This is a genomic window from Kitasatospora sp. NPDC054939 (assembly GCF_053610105.1).
This window is the reverse complement of sequence record NZ_JBSGXP010000129.1, coordinates 1-24,884: the sequence shown is the minus strand read 5'-3', so window position 1 is coordinate 24,884 and position 24,884 is coordinate 1. Positions and strand designations below refer to the sequence as shown.

Sequence of the window (24,884 nt, the reverse complement as noted above, 5' to 3'; positions counted from 1 at the left end):
AACCCCGGGGCGGGGCCGGGGCGCCCGCCGCTACACGGGGGGCACGGGGCCGGCGTACACCCCGGGGTGCCCCGGCGGCAGGCCCCGGTCCGGGGCCCGGCCCCCCCGTCGCCGGCCGCGGCACTGCCATGTCGGGGGACGGCCCTGCTGCGTCCGGGGGAGGGCGGACCTGCGCCGCCGGCTCAGCCCTTCGCGGGCGCGGTGACGGGCACGGGCTTGCCGAACTCGGTGAAGGTGACCGTGTTCTCGCCCTGCACGCCGCGCATGGTCATCCGCTGTTCGAAGCGGAGCGTGCGGCCCTGGCTGTCGATCCACTGCTCGCAGTCGAAGACGGTGACGCCCTTGCCCTGCATCGAGCGGTGGGTGCGCGGGTCGATGCCGGCGATCTGATCCAGCTCGACCCGGGCGGCCAGGTGGTAGGCGGGGGTCCCGTCGACGTCCTCCATGCCCTTGCGGGCCGCGGGCCCGGTGGCGAGGAGCAGCTTGGCGTACTTGGCGTAGTCGGCCTGGTCGTTGTCGGCGGACTTGGGCACCTTGATCCAGGAGCTGCCGGGCTTCGACAGGTCGCGGCTGTAGAGGGAGGTCTCGGTCATCACCGACTCCATGTGGATGCGCTGCCCCTCCGGAATCGCGTCGCCGGTGCGCAGCTCGATCCGGCCGGTGAAGGCTCCGCCGAGGTTGATCCGGCCCGTCATGGTGAGCGTCTCGGTGTCGGCGACCTCGGTGATGGCGGTCATCAGGGCGGAGTACGGGGCCCGCTCGGCGGCCAGGGCCTCGGCGGGGTCGAAGGCGCCGGGCACGGCGGTCGCGGTCGGGCTGCTCGCCGTGGTCGCGGTGGGCTCGGCGGTCGTGGTCGCGGTCGCGGTAACCGAGGGGCCGGCGGTGGAGGCCACCGGGCTCGGGGACGCGGTGGACGCGGCCGAGCCGGCACCGTCGCCGTTGCAGCCGGTCAGGGCGGTGAGTGCGATGGCTGCCGCGGCGGCGGCTAGCGCGGTGGTGCGGTGCATGGTGATGGGAGTCCCCCGGAGTGCGATCAGTGCCGGACGAGCTTGCCACAGGGGCCGACCGCGACCGAATCCGCACCCCTCCTCCACACTCCGGGGGCCGCCCCGACAGGAATCGGGCGAGAAAGCTCAAATCTCGCGCAAATCCACCCCGAACGTGACATTGGCCACTGCCAAGCCGCCCGACCTGCCGCCAGGATGTCCCGTCAGGCCCGCGCCGCTGTGACCACCCATCTCACCGACGTGCCGGGCGAAGCAGGACACCCCTCCCCTCACGAAGGCGAAACAACTCCATGAGTGACCGCACGCTGACTGCGGCCGACCCGCTCGCCACCGGGGCGACGGCAACCCCGTCCCCGCACGTCGACGCCGGTGACGCCGGGTACCGCAAGGACCTGAAGTCCCGCCACGTCAACATGATCGCCATCGGCGGCGCGATCGGCACCGGGCTCTTCCTGGGTGCCGGTGGCCGCATGGCCAACGCGGGCCCCTCCCTCTTCATCGCGTACGCGGTCTGCGGTGTCTTCGCCTTCTTCGTGGTGCGCGCGCTCGGCGAGCTGGTGCTGTACCGGCCGTCCTCCGGCGCCTTCGTCTCCTACGCCCGCGAGTTCATGGGCGAGAAGGGCGCCTACACGGCAGGCTGGCTGTACTTCCTCAACTGGGCGACCACGGCCATCGCCGACATCACGGCCGCCGCCACGTACGCGCACTTCTGGGCGATGTTCAGCAGCGTCCCGCAGTGGATCCTCGCGCTGATCGCCCTCGCGGTCGTCCTCACGGCCAACCTGATCTCGGTGAAGTACTTCGGCGAGATGGAGTTCTGGTTCGCGATCATCAAGGTCGCGGCGCTGGTCGCCTTCATGCTGGTCGGCATCTACCTGGTGGTCACCCAGCACGAGGTCGGCGGCCACACCCCCGGTCTGTCCACCATCACCGACAACGGCGGCATCTTCCCCAGCGGCGTGATGCCGATGCTGCTGCTCGTCCAGGGCGTCGTCTTCGCCTACGCCTCCGTCGAGCTGTGCGGCGTCGCCGCCGGTGAGACCGAGCACCCCGAGAAGATCATGCCCAAGGCGATCAACTCGATCATGTGGCGCGTCGGCCTGTTCTACGTCGGCTCGGTCGTGCTGCTGGCCCTGCTGCTCCCGTACACCGCGTACACCAAGGGCCAGAGCCCGTTCGTCACCGTCTTCGACAAGCTGGGCGTCCCCGGTGCGGCCGGCGTGATGAACCTGGTCGTCCTCACCGCCGCGCTCTCCAGCCTGAACTCCGGCCTGTACTCCACCGGCCGCATCCTGCGCTCGATGTCGATGTCCGGCTCGGCGCCGAAGTTCACCGGCGTGATGAACAAGGGCGGCGTCCCGTACGGCGGCATCCTGCTGACCGCGGCGTTCGGCGTGCTCGGCGTGGTCCTCAACTACGTCATGCCGGGCGAGGCCTTCGAGCTGGTCATCAACTTCGCCTCGATCGGGATCCTCGGCACCTGGGCCATGATCATGATCTGCTCGCTGCTGTTCTGGCGCAACGCCAAGGACGGCCGGCTCACCCGACCCGGCTACCAGCTGCCCTGGGCCCCGTACACGCAGATCGTCACCCTGGGCTTCCTGGCCTCCGTGGTGGTCCTCATGTGGATGGACGGCGGCGTCGGCCGCACCACCGTCGCCTGCCTCCCGCTGATCGCGGCCGCGCTGGTCGGCGGCTGGTTCCTGGTCCGCGCCCGGGTCAAGGCGACCGCAGAGGCGCGTCAGGGCTGACGCACCGGCCGGCCCGCGCGGCCGACCGCACACCGGGCCCCGGCGGGACACCTCCCGCCGGGGCCCGGCGCGTTCCGGTCGGACTGCCTGGGCCCGGTCCGGCCGATCTTGCCGGACCGGGCCGAGTGGCCCGTCACACCCGGCGGCGCGTCACCAACCGCCCTCGAAGAAGGCCAGGAGCGCTGGGGCGGAGTCCGCCGCGGTGGTCGTGTTGGCCACGGCGACGACGGCGACGGCCGCCGCCAGCAGGGCCGACACCGCACCGGCCGAGGCCAGCAGGCGCCTCGCCCGCCGGTCCTGCCTGCCGGTCCGCGCGAACCTGCGCCACGCCACCGCGCTCGCCGCACCGAGGGCGAGCGCCACGACCGCGGCGATCACGGCCATCGCCACGTGGTACCGCGCGAAGTCACCGACCATCACGGCGAGCGCGTCCGGGGCCCCGCCGCCGCTCTGCGACTCGGCCAGCCGCTGCCGGACCTGGTCGAGCGTGCCGGCGAGCTCCCCGTCGGCCGCACCCACCGCCAGAATCGGCAGCAGCGAGGCGTACGGCGCCACCGCGCCCTGGACGTTGGCCATCACCACCACCAGGGCGAACAGCGCGAGCCCCGTGACGAGGACGGCGGCCGAGGCGAGGGCGGCCCTGCCGCCCGCCCCGCGGCCCCCGGCCCCCAGGAACCCCCGCCACAGCACGCGGGCGAGCACGGCCAGCACCACCAGCAGGACCGCGGCGATCACGGCCTTGGCCACGTGGTAGCGGCTCCAGTAGTCGACGACGTTCGCGAGGTCCGGGGACAGCTCCCGGCCGCCGCTGCTCCAGTGGGCGACGAACGACCGCCGGACGGCGTCGGCGAGGTCGCTGCGGTCGGCGAAGGCGCTCGACCCGGTCGACGCGAGGGTGCGGGGCGCTTCGACGAACGCGGCGACGAGCGCCGCGGCGAGGGCGGCCAGCGCGGCGAGGACGCGGCCGGGAACGGCTGCGGATCGCAGTACGACCGCGGTGCCGGGTGGGGTGCTGGGCAAGGGGGGTCCTTCCGCTCGATCGAGTGGGTGGGCGGCGGCGGTGCGGACCGTGCGCGGCGGCCCACCGACTCCGTCCCCCGACCGGGCCGCTGCCGTACGTCCACGGACCACCGGGAGCCCGCGTCCACTGGGACGCGGGCGGGGCACCCGCGGTTCGCGTCGAAGACCCGCAGCTCGGGGCCGTCCGACCGGGGCGCGGCGCCACCGGGTCGACCGCGTCCGGGTTCCCGGAATCCGCTACCCAATCAGTGACGTTGATCACATGAGCGTTATTTCGGCCGACATGTGCCAATGAACCAAGGCATGACATCCGATCCGTACCGCCGTGTCTCCCCTGTCCGGCCGCAGGCCTCCCCCTGCCGGCCGGCCATCACGGCCGAACTCACCCGTCTGCTCTATGGCTCCGACCACGGGACCGTCCACCGAAATTGGCGGGCCAGGGCAGCCGACCCCCTGCTGCACCGACCGGCCGAGGGCACCGTCGAGCAGCGGATCGCCTCGTCGTACGAGCGGCTGCGCCGGGTCAACGCGTCCGTCGACCCGGTCGCGGTGGTCACCGACCCACGGCAGCTCGCCGCGCTCCACGAGTGGCTCACCCCGGTCGACGGAGCCATGACGCTCGCCGCGGGCGTCCACTACAACCTCTTCCTCGGCAGCCTCCTCGACCAGGACGCACCCGGCAGGCTCCCGCTCGACGACTACCTGCGGATGGAGCGGATCGGCACCTTCCTCTGCACCGAACTCGCCCACGGCAACGACGCCCAGGCCCTGGAGACCGTCGCCGTCTACGACCGCACCGACCGCACCTTCACCCTGCACACACCGAACCCCGGCGCCCGGAAGTTCATGCCGAACACCGGCCCGGCCGGCGGCCCGAAGTCCGCCGTGGTCGCCGCCCGGCTCCTCGTCGACGGACGCGACCAGGGCATCTTCCTCTTCCTCGTCCCGCTCACCGACGCCCGCGGCACCCTGCCCGGGATCGGGGTCCACCCGCTGCCGCTACGGCCGGGCACCCCGGTGGACCACTGCCTGACCTCCTTCGACCACGTCGTCCTGCCGCACGAGGCCATGCTCACCGGCCGGCACGGGCACCTCGCCGACGACGGCACCGTGACCAGTGCGCTCGGCAGCAAACGGAAGCGGTTCCTCACCGCCATCGGCCGCGTCACCACCGGCAAGCTGTGCATGAGCGCCGTCGCGGTCGGCAACGCCCGCACCGCCCTCGCCACCGCCGTCCGCTACGCGCACCACCGCCACGTCACCGGCTCCCGCGCCGACCGCCAGGTGCCCGTCTGGTCCCACCGCACCCACCACGGCCCGCTGCTGGACGCCCTCGCCACCACCTACGCCATGACCGCCCTGCACCGGACGGCACTCGCCCAGTGGGTCGGCCACGACACCACCGACCCGGACGCGGTGGCCGCCGCCGAACTCCAGGTCGCCCTCGCCAAGGGCTGGACCACCTGGCGGGCCCGCGAGGTCATCGCCGAATGCCGCGAACGCTGCGGGGCGCAGGGGCTGCTGCCGGTCAACGGGCTCGTCACCCTGGCCGCCGACGTCGAGGGCTCGATCACCGCCGAGGGCGACAACGTCGCGCTCTGGGCCAAGACCGGCGCCGAACTGCTGCTCCAGGCCGAGCCCGAGGCCCGCCCCACCGACCTCGACGGCCCCCTCGGCTCCCCCGCCACCCGCCAGGCGCTGCTGCACTCCGCCCACCAGCTGGCCCTCGCCGCCGCCCGGACCCGCCTGCGCGCAGCCCCCGCCGGGGACAGCCAGCGGCGGTGGAACTCCGCGGCCCCCGACGCCCTCGCCGCCGCGACCGCCCGCGCCGAAACCACCGCCGCCACGGCCCTCCTCGCCTGGGCCCACTCCGCACAGGACCCGACCGCCCGCAGCCTGCTGCTCGACCTGCACCTGCTCTTCACCCTGCGCCGCCTGGAAGGCCACGCCGTCCTGCTGCTGACCGCGGGCGCGCTGACCCCCGAGCAGCTGCGGGACCTGCCCGACCTGCGGGAACAGGCCATCGCCCGGCTCGCCGAGCACGGCCTCACCCTCGTCGACGCCTTCGACCTGCCCGAGGCCTTCCTCGCCCGGTACCCGATCGCCGGCCCCGCCTACCAGGAGGCGTTCACCGCCCCCGAGGTGGCCGCGGCCCCGGCCGTGCTTGTGCCGACGACGCCCGCGGTGGCCGCCCGCCCGGCCGTGCCCGCGAGGCCTGCGGTAGCCACGGCGCCCGTCCTGCCCGTGAGCCCCTCGCTGCCCACGAGCACCGCGCTGACCGTGAGCGCCACCCTGCCCGCCGTCGGCATCGCCCCGGCCGCCCCGGCGGCCTGACACCGGCTCGACCGGTCGGCGGCCACTCTCCGGTGGCCGCCGCCGGTGCGCCCGGGTGCCCCGCCCCTGCTCCCGCCCCTGCCCCTGCCCCTGCCTGACAGAGTGCAGGGACGGCCGCGCCGATCCTGCCAGCGTGACGGTGGCCCGGGCCGGACGGCGGGCGTAGCGTCCGGGAGGACCGCGAAGATCGACGAGCGAGAGCAGGTACCGGTGACGCGCAACGGCGAGGACACCCCGGCCGTCAACGGCGGAGTGTCGTTCTGGTACGCGGAGAGCGGGCTGCCCGCAGCACGGCCGGCCCTCGCGGGCGACGCCGACGCCGACGTCTGCATCGTCGGCGGCGGCTACACCGGGCTCTGGACGGCGTACCACCTCAAGAAGGCGGACCCCGGACTGCGGATCACCCTGCTGGAGGCCCGGTTCTGCGGCTACGGCGCCTCCGGGCGCAACGGCGGCTGGCTGTACAACGGCTTCGCCGGACGCTCCGCCTTCGCCCGCCGGTACGGCGCCGGCCCGGCCGCCGCGATGCAGCGGGTCATGGACCGGGCCGTCGGCGAGGTCGCCGACACCGCCGAGGCCGAGGGCATCGAGGCCGGCATCGTCCGCGGCGGTGTCCTCGAAGTCGCCCGCACCCCCGCCCAACTCGCCCGCCTGGACGACTTCGCCGCCGCCGAGGCCGCCTACGGCCCCGACCGCATCCACCGGCTGACCGCCCGCGAGACCGACGACCGGATCCGGATCTCCGGCACCCTCGGCGGCACCTGGACCCCGTACGGCGCCCGGATCCAGCCCGCGAAACTGGCCCGCGGACTGGCCCGGGTCGTCGCCGACCTCGGCGTGCGCATCCACGAGGGGAGCCCGGTCACCGCCGTCCGCCCCGCCGGAGCCGGCCGCCGCGCCCGCGCCGTCACGGCGCACGGCACCGTCACCGCCGACCACGTGCTGCGCGCCACCGAGGGGTTCACCGCCGGGCTCGGCGGCGAACGGCGCACCTGGCTGCCGATGAACTCCGCGATGATCGCCACCGAACCGCTGCCGCCGTCCTTCTGGGAGCAGTGCGGCTGGCAGGGCCGGGAGGTGCTCGGCGACTTCGCGCACGCCTACATGTACGCGCAGCGCACCGCCGACGACCGGATCGCGCTCGGCGGGCGCGGCGTGCCGTACCGCTTCGGCTCGCGCACCGACTCCGACGGCACCACCCAGCCGGCCACCGTCCGCCAACTCCGGGCGATCCTCGACGCGTTCTTCCCCGGCGCGGCCGGTGCCCGGATCGACCACGCCTGGGCCGGGGTCCTCGGCGTGCCGCGTGACTGGTGCGCCACCGTCGACCTCGACCGCCGCACCGGGCTCGGCTGGGCGGGCGGCTACGTCGGCAGCGGCGTCACCACCAGCAACCTGGCCGGACGCACCCTGCGCGACCTGGTCCTCGGCCACGACACCGAACTGACCCGGCTCCCCTGGGTCGGCCACACCGTCCGCCGTTGGGAGCCCGAACCGCTGCGCTGGCTCGGCGTCCACGCCCTCTACGCCGCCTACCACGCGGCCGACCGCCAGGAGACCGCCGGCCGCCCCGGCACCTCCCCCCTCGCCCGCCTCGCCGACACCGTGGCGGGCCGCGGCTGAGCGCCCGGGGGTCCGGGGGTGTGGGGATGTGGGGGCCCGGGGTGCGGGGGCCCGGCGGCCCGGGGCCTACACGGCCCGGACCAGCAGGCCCTGGCGGTAGCGGGCGGTGACGCGGAGGAAGCGGGTCAGGTCGGCGTGGTGGGCGGAGACGAACTCCCAGGCGTGGGGGTCCTTCCACAGGCCGGCCGGGTAGACGCCGGCTTCGGCGAGGTCCGCGGGGACGAGCCCTCCGACGAGGGCGGGGAACGGGACGGCCTCCAGTTCGGCGGCGGCCAGCGCCACCCGGTCCGCGGCGAGGTACCTCGGCGGGCCGTAGCCCCAGTCGCCCGCGCCCGGCAGTTCGCCCTCGCCGTGGACGAGGTCGACCGGGAACGAGCGCCGCTCCAACAGGAAGCGCAGCGCGTCCCACGCCTTGCCGGTGTCGTGGCAGCGCCGGTCGCCCGGGGCGAGGAGACGCTCCGACTCACGCTCCTCGGCCTCGTCGACGAAGGCGCGGAGCCACTGCGGGTCCTCGGCGGCGCGCACCGACTCGGCCTGCTTCAGGCGGATGTAGCGGACGACGATGCTCACCCGGCCATCCTGGCACAGGCGCGGCAGCGGCACTCCGCCCCGTCAGCGCCCCTGCGCCGTCCGGCCTTCGAGCCCGTCGAGGAGGAGTCCGAGACCGAGTTCCAGGGCGGGCCTGACGTCGCCGTCGTCCTGCACCCCGTCCGCCTCCAGGAGGGACGCGAGCACCGGGAACCGGTCGGGCCGGACGACCCGGGTCAGGAGTTCCCCGTACTCGGAGCCGGCGGGCACGATCTCGGTGGAGATCCGGGCCAGGTCGCGGACCGCACTGGAGATGAACATCGCGGTCGCCACCAGGCCCTCCGTGGCCAGCCCCGAGGTGGCCAGTGGACGCAACAGGGCCTCGAACCAGGCCAGTTCGTTGGGCCCGGCGGGGGCGCCGGTGGTCGCCACCCGCAGCATCCAGGGATGGGCGAGGTAGCCGTCCCAGGCGGCGTCCGCCCAGTGCAGGATCTCGGTCCGCCAGTCGGCGCCCGCCTCGGCGGGCGGGCGGCCCTGGGCCTTGTCGGCCATCAGGGCCACCAGCTGTTCCTTCCCGGCGACGTGCCGGTACAGGGCCATCGCGGTGCAGCCGAGTTCACCGGCCACCCGCTGCATCGAGACGGCGCCCAGGCCGTCCCGGTCGGCGACGGTGATGGCGGTGTCGACGATCCGCCCGACGCTCAGCGAGGCCCGGGGGCTCTCCTTGGCCTCCCAGAGGAGCCGAAAGGTGTCGGCCGTACTCTTGTCCGCTGACACGTCGTCCCCGCCGATCTCTTCCGAGCCGCTCTCGGGCCCAGTCTAGTGGCGGGGCTCAGCGGTGCGGCTCAGCGGTCCGGCTGGGTGGCGCGGCTCAGCGGCGGGGTCCGGCCGAGCGGCGGGGCCTGCGCCTGCGGAGCAGGACTGCGGCGACGGCGAGGATCCAGTAGGCGTAGAGGCTGGCGATGGTCGCCGTGGTGCCCCAGCCGTTGGCGCTGAAGAACTGCCCGGTGTCGTTGCCGAAGTACAGGGACGGGACGAAGGCGAGGTTGACCACGGCGACGGCATAGGCCGAGCCGGCGGCCCAGCGGGGCAGCAGTCCGGACGCCACGGCGGCGTACCCGGCGGCCGCGAGGAAGACCGCGGTGAGGATCCGCCCGATCGAGCCGTACAGCAGGTAGGAGCCTTCGGCGGTGATGGTCGGGTCGACCGGCGCGGCGGCCTCGATGACCTCCCCGGCCTGCAGGGAGTGGGCGACGAAGGTGACCGCGACGTAGACCAGCGCCGCGCCGTGGGCGAGGTCCGCGATCCAGCCGCGGCCCGGGTCGGCCCGGCGGACCAGCTCGCGCAACCCGGTGGAGAAGGCCAGCAGCAGGACCAGGACGACGAGGCTGAGCAGGATGCGGCTCAGCACGTTGGAGTCGGGCGGCGCCCCGTCGTGGAGGAAGTAGAGCGGCACCTCGATGATCTGCAGGGCCGTGAACGCCGATCCGGCGAGCCCGGTGAACCGCCGCAGCGCACGGTCGTCGACAGCCGATGTATATGTCATAAACGGAAGTGTATGCGATAAACACATGCTCGCGCACAGACCCTCCGGGTGCTACTCGGCGACGGTCGGACGGAGTTGACGGACCGGCGGACGACCTACCCGGGTAGGGGTCATCCAGGACCGGGATGCAGGGCGACAGGAGCGCCTCGATGTGTGCGCTCACCCGCCCGCGGACCACCCGGAGGACGGTCACCTCGGTCCCAGGCGCCGCAGCCCACGAGGGCGCCGTGCCAGGGGTGCGACCGGTCAGGCCGTCGGGGCCGACGGGACGGTCCGGCGGGGCTCGACCGGGGGGACGACGCCCGTCTCGGGCCACACCGGTACCGGCATCACGTCGCTGAGCACCAGCAGGGGGTCACCGTCGCGACTGAACACATCGGGGTGCAGGCCGCCGCTGTAGAAGGTGATCCCGTCGGCCCCGTGCACGGCCTCGACCGGCCAGTCATCGGCGCCGAACTCGACGAGGACGCTCTCCCCGGCCGGTACGACGAACTCGTTCGCCCAGGGTTCGAAGACGAGCTCCAGCGGCTTCTCCCGGGCCACCAGCAGCAGCCTGGTGCCGTGCGCCCGGGACTGCCCGTTCCCGCGCTCCTGCTCCATCGCATCCTCCTGACGCCGGCCGCTCCGTCGGCAGCCCTTCTCGCATCCTCGCAGCTCGACCCGGTCCACGGCCTGCCGATCCGGAGCGCCGGGGCCCCGAATCCCCCGTGCGCACGCCACCCCCGGCCACCTGTCCCGCGGCCACCTGTCCCGCGGCCGGCCGATCGCTACGACTGCTCCACCCGGGTGTCAACCGAGGTGGACCAGGTGGACGACGTACAGCCGTCCCGCCGCGCGGTCGACCAGGTAGACCAGGGCGAGGCGGCCGACCGAGGCGCAGCGCAGGTCCTCGCCCTCGGGGTCGGTCGGGTCCCAGGCGGGCCAGCCCCACGGGGTACGGGCCGCGATGGCGAGGAGGTCGGCGACGGTGCGCTGCGGGTCGGGCGGCAGCTGGGCGTAGGTCTTGGAACGGCCCCGATGCCCTGCCGCGCATCGGCGCCTGGCTGGGCGCGGGGAGCGGCGCGAGCGGCTGACCCGGCCCCTGGGGGCGGCCGGTCGACCCGGGATCGCCCGGGCGATCGTCCCGGGCGACGGGCAGTCCGACGTGCAGTCCGACGGGGAGACCGACGGCCGGAGGACTACGACCCGGGTACCGGGCCACCGGGACCACAGCCCGATCCGCCTCCTGCTGACGGGCCGTTAGCGTCACACCCATGCGAATCGGAATTCTCGGCACCGGAAACGTCGCCCGGGCACTGGCCCGCGGCTGGCACACGGCAGGACACGACGTACTCCTCGGCTCCCGCCACCCCGAGGAACGCGGCGGACTCGGCTTCCCCGTGGCGGGCCTGGACGAGACGGCGGCACGCTCGGAGGTACTGGTCAACGCCACCCCGGGGAACGTGTCCGTCGACCTGCTCCGCTCCATCGGGGCACCCGCGCTGGCCGGCAAGCTGCTGGTCGACGTCGGCGTCGGCCTCACCGACGACTTCACCGAACTCTCCCACCCCAACAGCAGCCTGGCCGAGCACATCCAGGAGGCGTTCCCCGACACCCCCGTCGTCAAGACCCTCTGCACCATGGACAGCACCGCGATGAGCGACCCGGGCGCGCTCGCCGGGCCGAGCACCGTCTTCCTCTCCGGCGACGACGCCGAGGCCAAGCGCGCCACCGGCCGACTGCTCACCGACCTCGGCTGGCCCGCATCGTCCCAACTGGACATCGGCGGCATCACCAGCGCCCGCGGCCAGGAGCACTTCGCCCTGCTGTTCATCGGCATCGCGAACGGCCTCGGGTCCCACACCTTCAACGTCCAGGTGGTCCCGCTCACGGCCGACCGCGAGCAGCCCGCCGCCTGAGCCCACCCCGCGCCCCTCGCCCGGTATCCGCACCCTCCCGGCGCCGTCCCGCGGTTCGCACCCCCCGCGGGACGGCGCCCCCCATCGGCGCGGCGGTCAGTCCCGGTGCACCGCCAGCTCGATCTCCCTGCTCGACCCGGCGCCGGGCACCGGGAGTTCGACACCCGAGCGGACGAAGCCGACCTTCCCGTAGAACGCCTCGGCCCGGGCGTTGTCCTCGTGGACGAACAGCCGCACCCGCTCGATCCTGGGTTCGGCGAGCGACCACGACCAGTCCAGCGCCGCCCGGAACAACTCCTCCGCGATACCGGTGCCGCGCGCCTCGGGCCGGACGAAGACGCCGACGACATGGGTCTGCGGCACCGTCACCACGTCCCCCTCCAGCACCCCTCCCCCACCGGGCCGCTCCACCAGGGCGGACACCGAACCGAGCCAGCGCCCGTCGGCGGCCTCCGCCACGAACTGGCGCGCGGACACACCCTCCGCGGCCCCGACCGCACGGTCCTGCCAGAAGGAGTCGGGTCTGGCGGCGGCGTCCTCGTACGTCTCCAGGAAGGCGATGGGCGCGGCCGGGTCGCGCAGCGCGTCCAGCCGCAGCTCCCTCATCCTCGTCCAGTCCTCGCTGCGTACGCCCCTGATGATGTGGTCCATTGCGTGATCATGCCATCCGGACGGGCACCCTCCGCAACGGCATTTCGGCCCCGCGGCGCACGGCCGTACCACGGGGCCGCCGCGGGTCCGCCGCGGGTCGGCTGCGGCCCCGTCGCGCGGAGCCGGCGCGCGAAGGTACGCGTGCACACGTACGACCCCGACAAGATTCTTCCGCCGACGCTGGCAGCTGCCGCCACCTCCCCGTCCGGATCGACCGGACAGGATGGAGCTCCGGCAGGCCCGCAGCGGGCCCGTGGCGCTGCCGCTCCCGACGCAGCCGCCGTGCGGCGCGGGACCGGCGGGGCGAGGAACCCCAGCACGAAGGACAGCGATGACCCTCCGCGAGATCAAGCCCGGCAACCGCGGCTTCCTCTACGTCAACTCCCACCCCGGGGGCTGCGCCGCCGTCGTCGACGAGCTGTGGCAGGGCGCCGCCGAGACCGTCGGCACCGCCGACGCCGAGGCGCCCGTCGCGCTGATCATCGGCTCCAGCGCCGGCTACGGCCTCGCCGCCACCGTCGCCGCACTGCGCACCCACCGCATGCGCGGACTCGGCATCGCCTTCGAGGCCCCCGGCACCGAGCGCCGCACCGCCTCCGCCGGCTGGTACCGGACCGCCCGCACCGCGGAACTCGCCGGGCCGGACAGCGACTTCGCCTTCCTCAACGCCGACGCCTTCTCCACCGCCGCCAAGGAGCAGGCCCTCGACCTCCTCGCGGAGCGGTACGGCAAGGTCGACTACCTGGTCTACAGCGTCGCCGCGCCCCGCCGCACCGACCCCGCCACCGGCGAGGTCCACCACTCGGTGATCAAGCCCCTGGGATCCGCCTACCGGGCCAAGACCCTGCAGTTCGACGGCGACAGCCCGCTCGTCGGCTCCCTGGAACTCGACCCCGCCCCCGACGCGGAACGCGACGCGACCGTGCAGGTCATGGGCGGCGCCGACTGGAAGCTGTGGATCGACGCCCTGACCGAGCGCGGCCTGATCGGCCCCGGCTTCCACACCGTGGCGCTCTCCTACGTGGGCTCCGAGCTGACCGCACCGATCTACCGGGCCGGCACGATCGGCGCCGCCAAGCAGCACCTGGAGGACACCGCGCGCCGCCTCCAGCAGGACCTGGCCCCGCTCGGCGGGCAGGCCCACACCGTGGTCGCCGGGGCCGCCGTCACCCAGGCCTCGACCGCCATCCCGTCGATCGCCCTCTACACCAGCCTGCTGCGCGCCGTCCTCGGCGACGACTTCCAGGGCACCGACCGGCAGGCCGCCGCCCTCTGGCAGCAGCTCACCGGCGCGGTCCCGCTGCAGCTCGACGAGCAGCAGCGGATCCGCCTCGACGGCTGGGAGATGGACGACAAGGTGCAGGCGGCCGTCCACGAGCGCTGGTCCGCCGCCACCACCGACACCGTCGCCGAACTCGCCGACACGGATTGGTTCCACGCCCAGGTCGGACGGCTCTACGGCTGGCACGTCCCCGGAACCGACTACAGCACCCCGGTCCGCACCGACATCCCCTGGCCGGCCATCGGCTGACCCCGCCCCCGAGGACGGCAGCGCGGCACCGGCCCGCTGCCGTCCACAGCCCACTGCCGTCCACCGCCCGTTGCCGGTCCGGCACCAAGAAGCGGGCACGACGAGCGCCGCCACGTGCAGAGGGTTCGCGCCCGCATCCGATCAAGGACGCCGGGCGAGCAGCGTCCTCCTCACCCCGGTCAGCATCTGGTCGAGCAGATGCAGGGCGCGGGCGCGGACGGGCACCTCGCGGTGGGTGGCCCGCCGTACGACGCGGTGAGGGCTTCGACCTGTCGAAGGAGCACACGGTCCGCTCCGCCGCCGACCAGCGCCGCGAAGCGCAGCAGGCCCGCCACGGCCGGGTCCGCGCGGCGCTCCTCCGCAAGCGCCCCCGCCTTGGGCAGCTCCGTTCGCGGGCGGGCACCCGGTCGTCGACGGCCGCCGCCACCAGCAGCGGAACACCTTCGGCGGTGAGCCCGTCGCTCGTGTTCTGGTGGTGGATCTCGCCGTGGAACTGGCCCAGGAAGTCGCGGTCCGAGTCCCACGGGCCGAACTCGGGCCCGAAGAGCAGGCCGGATGCCGGACGCCGGACGCGGGTCCGCCGCCGACCGGGGCGGGCCGGGGCGGCGGCGGACAGCGGCGGGCCGGCGGGGTGGGTCAGCCCTTGGTGGCGGCGTAGGAGGTTTCGGTGGCGAAGCCCCAGGCGGGGGCGGCGTCCCAGGGGACGAGGAGGGTGTCGTCCGTGGCGTAGACGTAGCCGGCGCCGCGGGTGTAGGCGGCGTCGAGGGCGGTGCGCATGGCGGCCTCGTCCGGGACCTCGTAGACGAGGTGCCAGAACGCCGTGCCGCTGGGGTCGAGGGTGGCGCCGGAGTAGTAGCCGGCGGTGTAGCTGAACACGTTGCCGCCCAGCCAGCCGCCGCTGTAGTCGGCCGCGCTGCCCTCGAAGGTCACGAAGACGTCGGCGGTGCGGTGGCCGGGTTCCAGGTAGCAGTCGGCGACCGCCGTGCCCGGGTTGTCCACGACCAGTTCCCGGGCCTGCGGCGACACCGCGTAGACCGTCTCGTGGACGTAGCTGCGCAGCGCCGCGTAGTAGTCGCGGGTGGCGTTGCCGTCGCCGCAGTCCCGGCCGGAGCGGTCGAAGAAGATGCCGTCGACGTGCAGTCTGCCGTCGGCGGTCCTCAGGTAGTTGTCCACTCTGGACCGCACCACGGACTGCGGGAGCGCGCCGTGGTCGGTGTCCACATAGCCCAGGACCCGGGTGCGGGTGCCGTGGGCGGTCACCCCGGTGCGCAGGGCATCGGCCTGGGCCTGCCACGCCGCATCGAACGGCGCGAAGCCGCTGTCGGGATTGAGCACCACCACCGACGGCGCCGGACGGGTACCGGGCAGGCCCGTCAGCATGGCGTCGCCCGGCAGCACGTACGCCGGAACCGCGACCTCCAGGCCCCGCGACCCGGCACCCGCCGCCCCGGGGTGGGCCCCCGCGGCGGGCTCCGAGACGGAGGCCGCCAGGGCCGCCGCGGCCACGGCGACGGACAGCGTCTTGGTCAACGAACGTACGGACAACACACGCACGGCCAGCGAACGTACGGTCAGCAAGCGCACGGACAACGAACGCACAGCGCCCCCAGGTCGAGGAATCGGGAATCACACGAACGACCACCGAGGGGCGGCTCCCCCGCCGGGCCCGGGCACGGCCGTCCGGCCGCGCACCGCCACCCCTCGCCCGGCCCGACGCGGGCCGAGGCACCCCATTCCTACCGGGCGCCCCGCACCCGGAAGGCCAACTTCGGGGAAACACACCGAGCTTCACCGGGGTGGACTATGCAGCGATCCGCCCCGGCACTGCGGCGCCCGGTGGTGTCCGGGGCGCCGCAGCGGTCGGTGGTTCGTGGCCGTCGTCCGGGGCCGTGGTGCGCAGCCGTGATCCGAAGCCCTGGTGCGCGGCCGTGATCCGAAGCCCTGGTGCGCGGCCGTGACCGTGGCCGTGGTCCGGGCGGCTGCGCTACTCGGCTGCCGCCCGGGGAGCGGGGAGGGCGCGGTCGCGCTGGAGGTCGAGGAGCTCGCGGAACAGGCCGTCGGGGCGGTCGGCGAGCTCGTGCCAGGTGCCCGCCTGCACGATGCTGCCGCGGTCCATGACGACGATCCGGTCCGCGAGCCGCGCGTTGGCCAGGTTGTGGGTGACGAGCAGGGTGATCCGGCCGGGCGCGAAACCGCGCAGGGCGTGCAGGATCCGGTGCTCGGCGCGGGGGTCGAGGTCGGAGGTCGGCTCGTCGAGGATCAGCAGACCGGGGTGCCGTCCGGTGCGGTAGAAGGCGCGGGCGACGGCCGCGCGCTGCCAGCCCCCGCCGGACAGTTCGGCTCCCCCGAGCCAGCCCTGTGCGAGCAGGGTGCGCCAGCCGGAGCGCAGCCGGGCCACGGTCTCGTCGAACCCGGTGAGCGCGGCCGCCTCCCGTACGGCGGAGTCCGGGTCGCCGTCGTGGTGGCCGACGCCCGGCTCGCCGTCGTGGTGGCCGAGGTGGATGTTCTCGACCGCCGGGAGGGGCCAGCGGGCGAACTCCTGCGGGACGCGCGCCACCCGCCGCCACAGCCCCTCGGCGTCCAACTCCTCGGCGGGTACGCCGTCCCAGGTGAGGGTGCCGCCGCCCGGCTGCGGCAGGTACAGCCCCGCCAGGAGCTTCAGCAGCGTGGACTTGCCGCTGCCGTTCTGGCCGATCACCGCGACGACCTCGCCGGCGTGCAGCGTGAGGTCGATCCCGCGCAGCGCGGGCTCCTGCTGCTCGCCCGGGTAGGCGTAGCGCAGGTTCCTGGCCTCGATGGTCGTCGGTGCGGGCGGGACGGTCGTGCCGCGGCGGATGCGGTGGCCGCCCGCCTCGTCCAGGAAGGAGAAGTAGTCGTCCAGGTAGAGGCCCGTGCGGTAGAGCCGCGCCCCGTTGCCGACGACGCCCTGGACGCCTGACGCGGCGGTCCGCAGCGCGAAGGTGGCCGCCCCGGCGGCGGCGAGGTCGATGCGCCCGGTGGAGACGAGCAGCAGCAGCGTCCCCCAGATCAGCGCGGAACCGGCGCCGGTGCCGACCGCGGCGCACACTGAGACGCGGGCGGCGTCGCGGGTGGCGCGGTCGGTGACGGCGGCGATCCTGGCCTCGGCCTGCCGGTACTTGCCCACCAGGAACGGGGTGACCTGGTCGGAGCGGACCTGGTCGGCGCGCCCCTTGTCGATCAGATACCACCGATAGATCCGCAGGGCGATACGCTCCTCCCCGGTCGTCGTGGCGGCCAGGTAGTGGATGCGGGCGGTGCGCACGGCGGCGATGCCGGTGGGCACGGAGCCGAGCAGCAGGAACGGGACCAGCCAGGGGTGCAGGGTGGCGAGCACCGAGGCGGCGGCAAGCAGCGAGACGGCGGACGCGATGACGTCCTGAGCGTTGGTCAGCAGGTCGGGCGTGGTCGCAGCACCGCGATCGGCTGACTCCCAGTGCTCATTGAACGCGGGCTCGTCGTAGGCCCGCAGTTCGGCCGAGCAGCCGGCAGCGAGCAGCGCGAGGTCGGCCTCGCGGTTGATCCGCGGCGCGACCCGGCCGGCGAGGGCGGTGACGGCGATGCCGAGGACGGCACGCAGTGCGGCGGACCCGGCGAGGACGCCCAAGTACGGTGCGGCGTCGACGAGGTGGCGGCGGACGGGGCCAGGGGCGAGAAGCGTGTCGAGGGCGCCGGCGGTGAGGTGGAGGGCGAGCGCGCCGAACACGCCGGACGCGAGCTGGCAGACCAGCAGCAGGACGGTGGCGCGGGCGTCGGCGGCCCAGGCGAGGGCGAGGGCGCGGCGGACCAGCTGGGGCATCCGGCGCACCATGGCGGTGCTGGAGAGCGCGGATCCCGCCTCCAGGCGCTTGTCGCCGGCGATCCGGGCGCGGAACTCCTCGCTGTGCGGCTCCGGTTGGGCGGGGTCGGGGGAGGGGGCGGTGGGCGAGGCGGGATCGGTGGGCCGGGCGGGGTCGGCGGGCTCGGTGGGCGCCACGGGGTCGGTGGGCGGCTCGGGCGACTCGGCGGGATCGGTGGGCCGGGCGGGATCGGTGGGCCGGGCGGGATCGGTGGGCCGGGCGGGGTCGGCGGGCGGTTGCTGTTCGGGGTGGCGAGGGCTGTGGGGGGTCACGGCGTCTCCTTCGATCAGCGGTTGCGGGCAGGCCGGACCGGCCGGGTGGCCGCGCCCGGGTCAGGAGCGCGGGCGGCCGGTCGAGGGCGTGCGCGAGGAGCAGGGCGCCCGGTGGCGGCCCGCGGAGGGGTGGGTCGTTGCTGCGGCCCCGATCCTGTCAGCGGCTGGAGGGGTGTCTCGGCGTGTCGGCGGCCGGCTCACTCGATTCGGGTAAATCGGTGTCGTGGTCGGCGAGTTGCTGGATGACGATCACGCGGACGGTCCACTCACGCGACGCCCGACCGCGCGACGCCACCCTCGGTCGCCGGCTCACCGACCCGGCCGCGGCCTGACGGTGGATAGGCTGCGCCGCATGGACATCGTGATCCCGCTCTTCGACGACTTCGAGCCGCTCGACGCTATCGGCCCCTACGAGATCCTCGGGTACGTCCCCGGCGCCACCGTGCGGTTCGTCACCGCCGAACCCGGCCTGGTGCAGGACGTCCTGGGCTCGCTGCCCGTGCACATCCCGACCCGGTACTCCGAGGTGGAGCGCTGCGACGTTCTGCTGATCCCGGGCGGGGGCAGCTTCCAGGCCATGGTCGCCGACCCCGACTTCCTGGACTGGGTGCGCCGGATGCACGCCGGCAGCCGCTTCACCACCTCGGTCTGCACCGGCGCTCTGGTGCTCGGCGCGGCCGGACTGCTCAAGGGCCTGACCGCCACCACCCACTGGGCGGCGGCGGCCGACCTGGAGTCGTACGGCGCCACCTACACCCCCGAACGGGTGGTCCGGCACGACCGGTTGATCACCTCGGCCGGGGTGTCCTCCGGCATCGACATGGCCGTCCAGCTGGCCGCCCTGCTCACCGACGACGTCACCGCGCAGGCGATCCAGCTCTACACCGAGTACGACCCGCAGCCGCCGTTCGACAGCGGCTCGGTCGCCAAGGCCCCGGCCGAGGTCCTCGAACGGGCCCGCACCCTGGGGTGAGCCCCGGGCGGCCCCACCGGATCACTGCCGGATCGCGGCCTGGCGGAGCGGGCGGCAGCGCGGAATGCGGTGGCTCGTGCACGTCCGGGACGGGTAGGGTGACCGGCCGCCGGGCGGACCCGAGCACGGACGCGGGCCGACCGGGCGCAGGGACGGGAACGGGGAGGGTGCTGATGGAATCCGCCGAGCGGGTCGACAGGACGCGGAGCCAGGTGTTCGGCGCGGTGGCCGAGGTGTACGACGCCGCCCGCCCCGGGTACGCCGACGCGCTGGTCACGGAGGTCCTGGCCTACGCCGAGCTGGGCGACCGGGCAGCACTGGAGGTCGGCGCGGGGACCGGCAAGGCCACCGTGCTGTTCGCCGCGCACGGGATCCCGCTCACCTGCGTCGAACCCGATCCGCTGATGGCCGCCGTGCTGCGCCGCAACACCGCGGCGTACCCCCGGGTGCGGGTCGAGGTCGGCGGCTTCGAGGAGTGGGCCCCGGAGAGCCGGCGCTTCGGCCTGCTGTACGCCGCCACGTCCTGGCACTGGCTGGACCCCCGGCGCCGGTGGGACCTGGTCCACGCCGCGCTCGAACCCGGCGGCGCCGTCGCCTTGTTCTGGAACCCGCACGGAGTCCTGGACGCCTCCCTGTACGAGGAGTTGGCCGCGGTCGACCGCCGCCACGGCATTGCCAGTTCGCCGCACTGCGCCCCGGCCTCCGCGTACGGCGCCGAGCCGGGCAGCGGGGAGGAGGACTACTGGCCGGAGCCCGGGTGCCGCCGCGACGGCCGCTTCACCGACCTACGCGGCCACCGCTTCCGCCAGGAGGTCCGGTACGACACCGAACGCTACCTGGGCTTCCTCACCTCCGTCTCCACCTACCGCGTCCTGCCGCCCGATCGGCTCGAACGGGCCCTGGCCGAGACCGCGGAGGTACTCGACGCCCACGGCGGCGGCATCGACATGCTCCATCTCGGCGACCTCCTCCTCGCCCGCCGCGCCTGACCGGGGGTGCGCGGGGCCGACCGTCCGACCGCGGCAGGCTGCTCCCCCGTGCACCCGTTCGGCGGCGGGCGCCCGGAGCCTCCGGGCGTCCGCCCACCGTTCCGACTACGCGGTCACCGGCCGTACCGGTCAGAGGCTGCAGGAACCCGTCTGGCCGGGAGCCGGCTCCGGGACCGTGCCGCCGGCCGGGGGCCTGACGCCGTGCTGGGTCCAGGCGACCAGAGCGTCGAACGCGGCCGTGAAGCAGGGCTGCATGGGCCTCACCAGGTCGGGGGCGACCGGCTGGAGGCCGTCGGTGTGCGTGCCGCCGGGTATCCGGTAGTACCGGTGCAAAGCGCTGCGGCCCGCGCCCGTGACCATGGTGCTGTACACGTCGCCGGTGCGGCTGATCGGCAGCAGCACGTCGAGGGTGCCCTGAAGGGTGATCAGCGGTCGGGTGATCCGGCCGGTGAGCGAGACCCGTTCGACCGCCTGGTGCACGCTTTCGGGTCGGGCGGCGTAGTCGTAGTCGGTGTCGCAGCCGCTGCCCGTCCCTTCGCGGCAGAACGGCGTGCCGGCCTGGAGCGGTCCGTCGTACTCCGGGTCCAGTTCCTCACGGATCACGCGCTGGAGCGAGTCCCACTGGGTGCGGTAGTGGACGTCCCACAGCGGTTCGGATCCCCGGGGGTATCCGGCGGCGTACATGGCCTCGCGCGCCCCGGGTTCGCCGGCGAGGTGGCGCGGGTAGGCCCGCAGCGCCGGCGGCAGGTTGGTCAGGAGGTTGGGCGCCTCGCGGGTGAGCAGCAACCCGTTCCAGTCCAGCCCTCCGGAGTAGAGCGCCGGGTAGTGCTCCAGTTGCCAGCGCACCAGGTAGCCGGCGGCCGACAGCCCGGCGGCGTAGGTGTGCACGGGTGGGCGGCCGTAGTGCCTGGCTGCCACGGCCTTCGCCGCGACAGTGAGTTGGGCGACCCGTCGGTGCCATTCGAGGATCGCGTCACCCGGCCGGTCACCGTCCTGGTAGAGCTGGGGGCCGGTGTTGCCCTTGTCGGTGGCCGCGTAGGCGAAGCCCTTGGCGAGCACCTGGTCGCTGATGATCCGGTCGTTCGCGTACTGGCGGCGCACTCCGGGCGGCCCGGCCACGACCAGGCCGCCGTTCCAGTTCCGGGGCAGCCGGATGACGAACTGGCTGTCGTGGTTCCAGCCGTGGAGGGTGTTGGTCGTGGAAGTGTCCGGGAAGTAGCCGTCGATCTGGATGCCGGGCACTCCCGACGGGTTGACCGCGCCGGGCGCCTGCAGGCCCGCCCAGTCGGCCGGGTCGGTGTGGCCCGAGGCGACGGTGGCGGCGGTGGTCAGGTCGTCCAGGCACACCCCGATCGTCCGCTCCGCGCCGGGCACCCGCAGTCTTTCGGCCCGGCAGCCGGCACCCGTGGCCGCGCCGGCGTCGACGGCCGGGACGAGGGCGGCGGTCACCAGCGCCGGGACGAGCACGGCGAGAAGGCCGCGGCGGCGGTGTCGTCGGATCATGGTTTCGCACTCCTCTGGGCGGTCCGTGGTGTACCGCCGACGCTAGGTCGCGTCCGCGGGTCGACACGAGTGCCGAACGGCAGGTATTCCTCGCCGAATTCATCGGGAGAACCCTGCCGAACGGCACATGACCTGCGGCCACTGTCCGTTCTAGCCTCGTCCTGACAGCCCGCCGGGCCGGCCACCGCCGGTATCGTGCGGCGCCGTAGCGACGAGGAGAGGAGGAGCGGGATGGGAGCGGACGAAGCGGTGCCGGGGAGGGAAGCGCTCGGTGGCGGTGACCCCGCGGCACTCGTGGCGCCGGACCCACCGGCGCTCGCGCCGTCGGACGGCCGGGCACGCGGGACGGCACGTTCGGAGGAGGCGCGGTCTGCGGCGATAGGTCCCGCGGCGGAACGGCCGGTGCCGTGGGTGCCGCCGGTGCTGTACGCCGCGGTGCTGCTCGGCGGTGTCTACCACGCGTCGGTGGCGGAGGGTCCGATCCGGGCCGTGCGCACGGCCGCCTTCGCCGGACTGGTGCTGCTCCTCCTCGGCCTGGAGCACCTGGACCGGCGCGGGCTGCTGGGCCGCCCGCTGGTTCCGCTGGTGGCCAGGGCGGTGCTGTACGCCGGTGCCGCGGCACTGGACGGATCGGGGGTGTCCCGGGCGCTGTTCGTCCTGGTGCCCTTCACCGTGTACTTCGCCCTCGGCCGACGGGCGGCGCTGCTCTCCGGCCTGGGCTGCGTGGCACTGCTCGTCACCGGCTACAGCTACTGGGTGCCCGGTTGGTGGGGCCGCAGCGAGTACGTCTCGGACCTGCTGATGTTCGCCCTCGGTCTCGCACTCGCACTCTCGATGGCCGCGGTGGCGGTCGGTGAGCAGCAGGCACGGGAGCGCCTGGAGCGGACGGCGGCCGAACTCGCCCGGTACGCGGAGCGGGTGGCCGAGTTGTCCGCGACGGAGGAACGGAACCGGGTCGCCCGCGAGATCCACGACAGTGTCGGCCACCATCTGACGGCCGTGGCGGTGCAGTTGGAGAAGGCAGAGGCGTTCCGTACGTTGGATGCGGAGGCCTCCGCGCGGGCGGTCGCCGATGCCCGGTGGTCCGCCGGCCGGGCGCTGACGGAAGTACGGGAGTCGGTCAGCGCGTTGCGCGACGCCCGTCCGTTCTCCCTCACCCGATCCCTGACCGACCTGGTACGCCATCTCGGCGACGACCGGCTCACGGTCGTCCTCGACCTCACCGGTGACGAGCAGCGCTACGACACCGGCACCCGGACCGCGTTGTACCGCGCGGCGCAGGAGGCACTGACCAACGCCCGTCGACACGGCCGTCCGGCCCGGATCCACATCGGTCTCGACCTCGGTGCGGACGAGGCCCGGCTGACCGTCGCCGATGACGGACGGGGCCTTCCCGACGACGCCATCTCGTCGAACGGCAGGGTCGGCTCCCCCACCGGGAGCAACCCGGGCAACGGCATACGGGGGATGCGCGAACGGATCGAACTGCTCGGCGGACGGGTCGCGATCGTCGGCCGCCCGGGCGCCGGCGTGACCGTCACCGTGACGGTGCCCTGCCGAATACCGGTACCCGCCGAGGTGGTGGCCGGATGACCGGGGAGCAGTCGCATGGGGGCCCGCCGCCGGGAGGGGAGGCGACGGTGCGCGTCCTGGTCGTCGACGACCAGGAGTTGGTTCGCGAGGGCATCGCCTCCCTGCTGGCCATCCAGCCCGGCATCGCGGTGGTCGCCACTGCCCGCGACGGTCGGGAGGCGCTGGAGGCGGCCGTCGAGGTCCGCCCGGACGTCGCCCTGGTGGACGTCCGGATGCCGGGGATGGACGGCATCGCGACCGCCGAGGCGTTCGCCGGCAGGATCCCGTCGTGCCGGGTGATGATGCTGACGACCTTCGACGACCGCGCGTACGTGGCGGGGGCTCTGAAGGCAGGAGCGGTCGGCTACCTGCTGAAGAACCTGCCGGCCGCCGAACTCGCCCGTGCCGTCCGACTCGTGCACGCCGGGGTCGCCCAGCTCGACGCCACGGTCCTGGCGAGACTGGCCGCCGAGGTGGCCGTGGCACCGCCCACGTCGGCGGCGCCGCGAACACCTCTGACGCCGAGCGACGGCGGCCGGCTGGCATCGTCCTCGGCAACCCCCACCCCGCCCCACCCGACGTCCGCCCCAGGCGGTCGGCCGGCACCAGGCCAACCCGCACCCGACCGGCCCGCCGGCCTCTCCGGCCGGGAGACCGAGGTCCTGAGACTCATTGCCACCGGAGCCACCAACCGCGAGATTGCCGGTCGGCTGCACCTGAGCGAGGGCACGGTGAAGAACCACATCTCGCGGATCCTCACTCGGCTGCACCTGCGCGACCGGACCCAGGCAGCGCTCTACGCCCACGACCAGGGCCTGTTGTAGGGGTCGGCCGTCGCGGCGAAATCAGCCCGCTCGTCCAGGGGGTGGCCGCCGCCGGCCCGCCGGTACGCGGCCCCACCGGATCAACGACCGCCGCACACCACCGCACACCGCCGCCCGCCGTCGGGCCCGTCAGCAGAACACGTTCCGAAGCGGGCCCGACGGATCACCTCTCGCCGTTCGGGGTGCGGGCGCACCGGACGGGACCGAGCGGCGTCCGAGGCGGCACCTCGGCGAGGGATGCTCGCCGTACGGGACCGCTCCGGGGCGATCCGATCAGGCGCCGGTCGTACCGTCGAGCAGTTCGCGCAGGATGTCCAAGTGGCCGTTGTGGCGGGCCGTCTCCTCGGTGAGGTGGAGGAGGATCCAGCGCAGGTCGACCTGGAGGCCGTCGCGGACGGTGCGCTCGGCGCGGGTGTCGAGGCCGTTCGCGGCGACCAGTTCGCGGTAGCGGGCGCTCTGTTCGGCGTACTCGTCGAGCAATCGGCCGAGCGGGACGTCGACGGCGATGCGCATCTCGCGGTCGGGGTCCTCCTCGGTCCAGGGCCCCTCGTCCTCCTCGCCGAGGAAGACCACCTGGAACCAGTAGTACTCCACCCAGCGAAGGTGGTTGATCAGCCCGCTCATGGTCATCAGCGGCGATCCTGGCAGGAGCGCCTTGCGGGCGTTCTCCGGGGAGACGCCGTCGCACTTGGCGCGGGCGGTGCCACGGGCGTAGTCGAGGAAGGTGGTGAGCTGGGTGCGCTCGTCCCATGCGGACGGCGTGTCATCGATTCTGGTCATCGGCGCGAAGTGTCCCCGATCACCGCACCCGGTGTCGAACGCTTTTCGACCGGCTCGTTCCCTCACCGCGCGCGACCTGCTCTCCTCGCCCGCTGCGGATTCGACCGCCGCAGGGCGTACGACATCGGGCCCGTGCGGGGCCTTTGTGGCGGGCGGGGCCGCCGGGGGCCCCCCGTAGTACGAACCCGGACGGGGGCCCGGTTGGGAGGGCCCCGGGCCGGCCCC

General features: G+C 74.2%; 20 protein-coding genes. 9 read left to right on the top strand and 11 right to left on the bottom strand.

All coding sequences use genetic code 11. From position 1 onward, the window contains the following. Positions 1-182: 182 nt before the first annotated feature. On the bottom strand, positions 183-1,007 hold the full coding sequence (locus ACWGB8_RS29025) for a hypothetical protein (RefSeq protein WP_452216583.1): 825 nt from the start codon (positions 1,005-1,007) through the stop codon (positions 183-185). 290 nt (positions 1,008-1,297) lie between these two features. Between ACWGB8_RS29025 and ACWGB8_RS29020 the strand changes: the two genes are divergently transcribed. Then, positions 1,298-2,758: an amino acid permease gene (locus ACWGB8_RS29020; protein WP_452216582.1), complete on the top strand. Its 1,461-nt coding sequence runs from the start codon at positions 1,298-1,300 to the stop codon at positions 2,756-2,758. A 150-nt stretch (positions 2,759-2,908) separates the two neighbouring features. Here the strand turns inward: ACWGB8_RS29020 and ACWGB8_RS29015 are convergent, their stop codons facing one another. Further along, positions 2,909-3,778 (bottom strand): hypothetical protein, encoded by an 870-nt coding sequence (locus tag ACWGB8_RS29015; protein ID WP_452216581.1) that lies wholly within the window; start codon positions 3,776-3,778, stop codon positions 2,909-2,911. Between the two features lie 303 nt (positions 3,779-4,081). Here ACWGB8_RS29015 and ACWGB8_RS29010 point away from each other — a divergent pair, with 303 nt between their 5' ends. Both ACWGB8_RS29010 and ACWGB8_RS29005 read left to right on the top strand, forming a co-directional pair. Further along, positions 4,082-6,112 (top strand): acyl-CoA dehydrogenase family protein, encoded by a 2,031-nt coding sequence (locus ACWGB8_RS29010; protein ID WP_452216580.1) that lies wholly within the window; start codon positions 4,082-4,084, stop codon positions 6,110-6,112. Between the two features lie 210 nt (positions 6,113-6,322). Next, a complete protein-coding gene (locus tag ACWGB8_RS29005; RefSeq protein WP_452216579.1) occupies positions 6,323-7,735 on the top strand; it encodes an NAD(P)/FAD-dependent oxidoreductase in 1,413 nt (470 codons plus the stop codon). Between the two features lie 66 nt (positions 7,736-7,801). Here ACWGB8_RS29005 and ACWGB8_RS29000 read toward each other — a convergent pair whose 3' ends face one another. The 4 genes from ACWGB8_RS29000 to ACWGB8_RS28985 all read right to left on the bottom strand — a co-directional run bounded on the left by ACWGB8_RS29000 (position 7,802) and on the right by ACWGB8_RS28985 (position 10,409). Continuing rightward, positions 7,802-8,305 (bottom strand): DUF1877 family protein, encoded by a 504-nt coding sequence (locus ACWGB8_RS29000; RefSeq protein WP_452216578.1) that lies wholly within the window; start codon positions 8,303-8,305, stop codon positions 7,802-7,804. 42 nt (positions 8,306-8,347) lie between these two features. Next, positions 8,348-9,040, bottom strand: a complete 693-nt coding sequence (locus ACWGB8_RS28995; RefSeq protein WP_452216577.1) for a TetR/AcrR family transcriptional regulator — start codon at positions 9,038-9,040, stop codon at positions 8,348-8,350. Positions 9,041-9,134: 94 nt separating this feature from the next. After that, a complete protein-coding gene (locus tag ACWGB8_RS28990) occupies positions 9,135-9,809 on the bottom strand; it encodes a hypothetical protein (protein WP_452216576.1) in 675 nt (224 codons plus the stop codon). 246 nt (positions 9,810-10,055) lie between these two features. Continuing rightward, entirely contained in the window at positions 10,056-10,409 is a 354-nt protein-coding gene (locus ACWGB8_RS28985; protein WP_452216575.1) for a hypothetical protein, read from the bottom strand. 653 nt (positions 10,410-11,062) lie between these two features. Here ACWGB8_RS28985 and ACWGB8_RS28980 point away from each other — a divergent pair. Beyond that, on the top strand, positions 11,063-11,707 hold the full coding sequence (locus ACWGB8_RS28980) for an NADPH-dependent F420 reductase (RefSeq protein WP_452216574.1): 645 nt from the start codon (positions 11,063-11,065) through the stop codon (positions 11,705-11,707). 96 nt (positions 11,708-11,803) lie between these two features. Here ACWGB8_RS28980 and ACWGB8_RS28975 read toward each other — a convergent pair whose 3' ends face one another. Further along, positions 11,804-12,358, bottom strand: coding sequence for a GNAT family N-acetyltransferase (locus ACWGB8_RS28975; RefSeq protein WP_452216573.1), 555 nt, complete (start codon positions 12,356-12,358; stop codon positions 11,804-11,806). Positions 12,359-12,689: 331 nt separating this feature from the next. On the opposite strand from ACWGB8_RS28975, the gene fabV reads away from it, so the two are divergent. Then, entirely contained in the window at positions 12,690-13,889 is a 1,200-nt protein-coding gene (gene fabV / locus ACWGB8_RS28970) for an enoyl-[acyl-carrier-protein] reductase FabV (protein ID WP_452216572.1), read from the top strand. Between the two features lie 636 nt (positions 13,890-14,525). Here fabV and ACWGB8_RS28965 read toward each other — a convergent pair. Both ACWGB8_RS28965 and ACWGB8_RS28960 read right to left on the bottom strand, forming a co-directional pair. Continuing rightward, positions 14,526-15,419, bottom strand: a complete 894-nt coding sequence (locus ACWGB8_RS28965; RefSeq protein ID WP_452216571.1) for a spherulation-specific family 4 protein — start codon at positions 15,417-15,419, stop codon at positions 14,526-14,528. Between the two features lie 454 nt (positions 15,420-15,873). Then, a complete protein-coding gene (locus ACWGB8_RS28960) occupies positions 15,874-18,018 on the bottom strand; it encodes an ATP-binding cassette domain-containing protein (protein ID WP_452216570.1) in 2,145 nt (714 codons plus the stop codon). Positions 18,019-18,370: 352 nt separating this feature from the next. On the opposite strand from ACWGB8_RS28960, the gene ACWGB8_RS28955 reads away from it, so the two are divergent. Both ACWGB8_RS28955 and ACWGB8_RS28950 read left to right on the top strand, forming a co-directional pair. Beyond that, a complete protein-coding gene (locus tag ACWGB8_RS28955) occupies positions 18,371-18,991 on the top strand; it encodes a DJ-1/PfpI family protein (RefSeq protein WP_452216569.1) in 621 nt (206 codons plus the stop codon). A gap of 173 nt (positions 18,992-19,164) precedes the next feature. Further along, a complete protein-coding gene (locus ACWGB8_RS28950) occupies positions 19,165-19,980 on the top strand; it encodes a class I SAM-dependent methyltransferase (protein ID WP_452216568.1) in 816 nt (271 codons plus the stop codon). Positions 19,981-20,109: 129 nt separating this feature from the next. On the opposite strand, the gene ACWGB8_RS28945 is transcribed toward ACWGB8_RS28950, so the two are convergent. After that, complete coding sequence (locus ACWGB8_RS28945; protein WP_452216567.1) at positions 20,110-21,483, bottom strand: tannase/feruloyl esterase family alpha/beta hydrolase; 1,374 nt, start codon at positions 21,481-21,483, stop codon at positions 20,110-20,112. Between the two features lie 402 nt (positions 21,484-21,885). On the opposite strand from ACWGB8_RS28945, the gene ACWGB8_RS28940 reads away from it, so the two are divergent. Together ACWGB8_RS28940 and ACWGB8_RS28935 are read left to right on the top strand one after the other, a co-directional pair. Continuing rightward, complete coding sequence (locus ACWGB8_RS28940; protein WP_452216566.1) at positions 21,886-23,076, top strand: sensor histidine kinase; 1,191 nt, start codon at positions 21,886-21,888, stop codon at positions 23,074-23,076. Then, positions 23,073-23,879: a response regulator gene (locus ACWGB8_RS28935; protein ID WP_452216565.1), complete on the top strand. Its 807-nt coding sequence runs from the start codon at positions 23,073-23,075 to the stop codon at positions 23,877-23,879. Before ACWGB8_RS28940 ends, ACWGB8_RS28935 begins: the two co-directional genes overlap by 4 nt. 273 nt (positions 23,880-24,152) lie before the next feature. On the opposite strand, the gene ACWGB8_RS28930 is transcribed toward ACWGB8_RS28935, so the two are convergent. After that, the gene (locus tag ACWGB8_RS28930) at positions 24,153-24,659 is read right to left on the bottom strand and encodes a DinB family protein (protein ID WP_452216564.1); all 507 of its coding nucleotides are present in this window, start codon (positions 24,657-24,659) and stop codon (positions 24,153-24,155) included. Between the last annotated feature and the right edge of the window lie 225 nt (positions 24,660-24,884).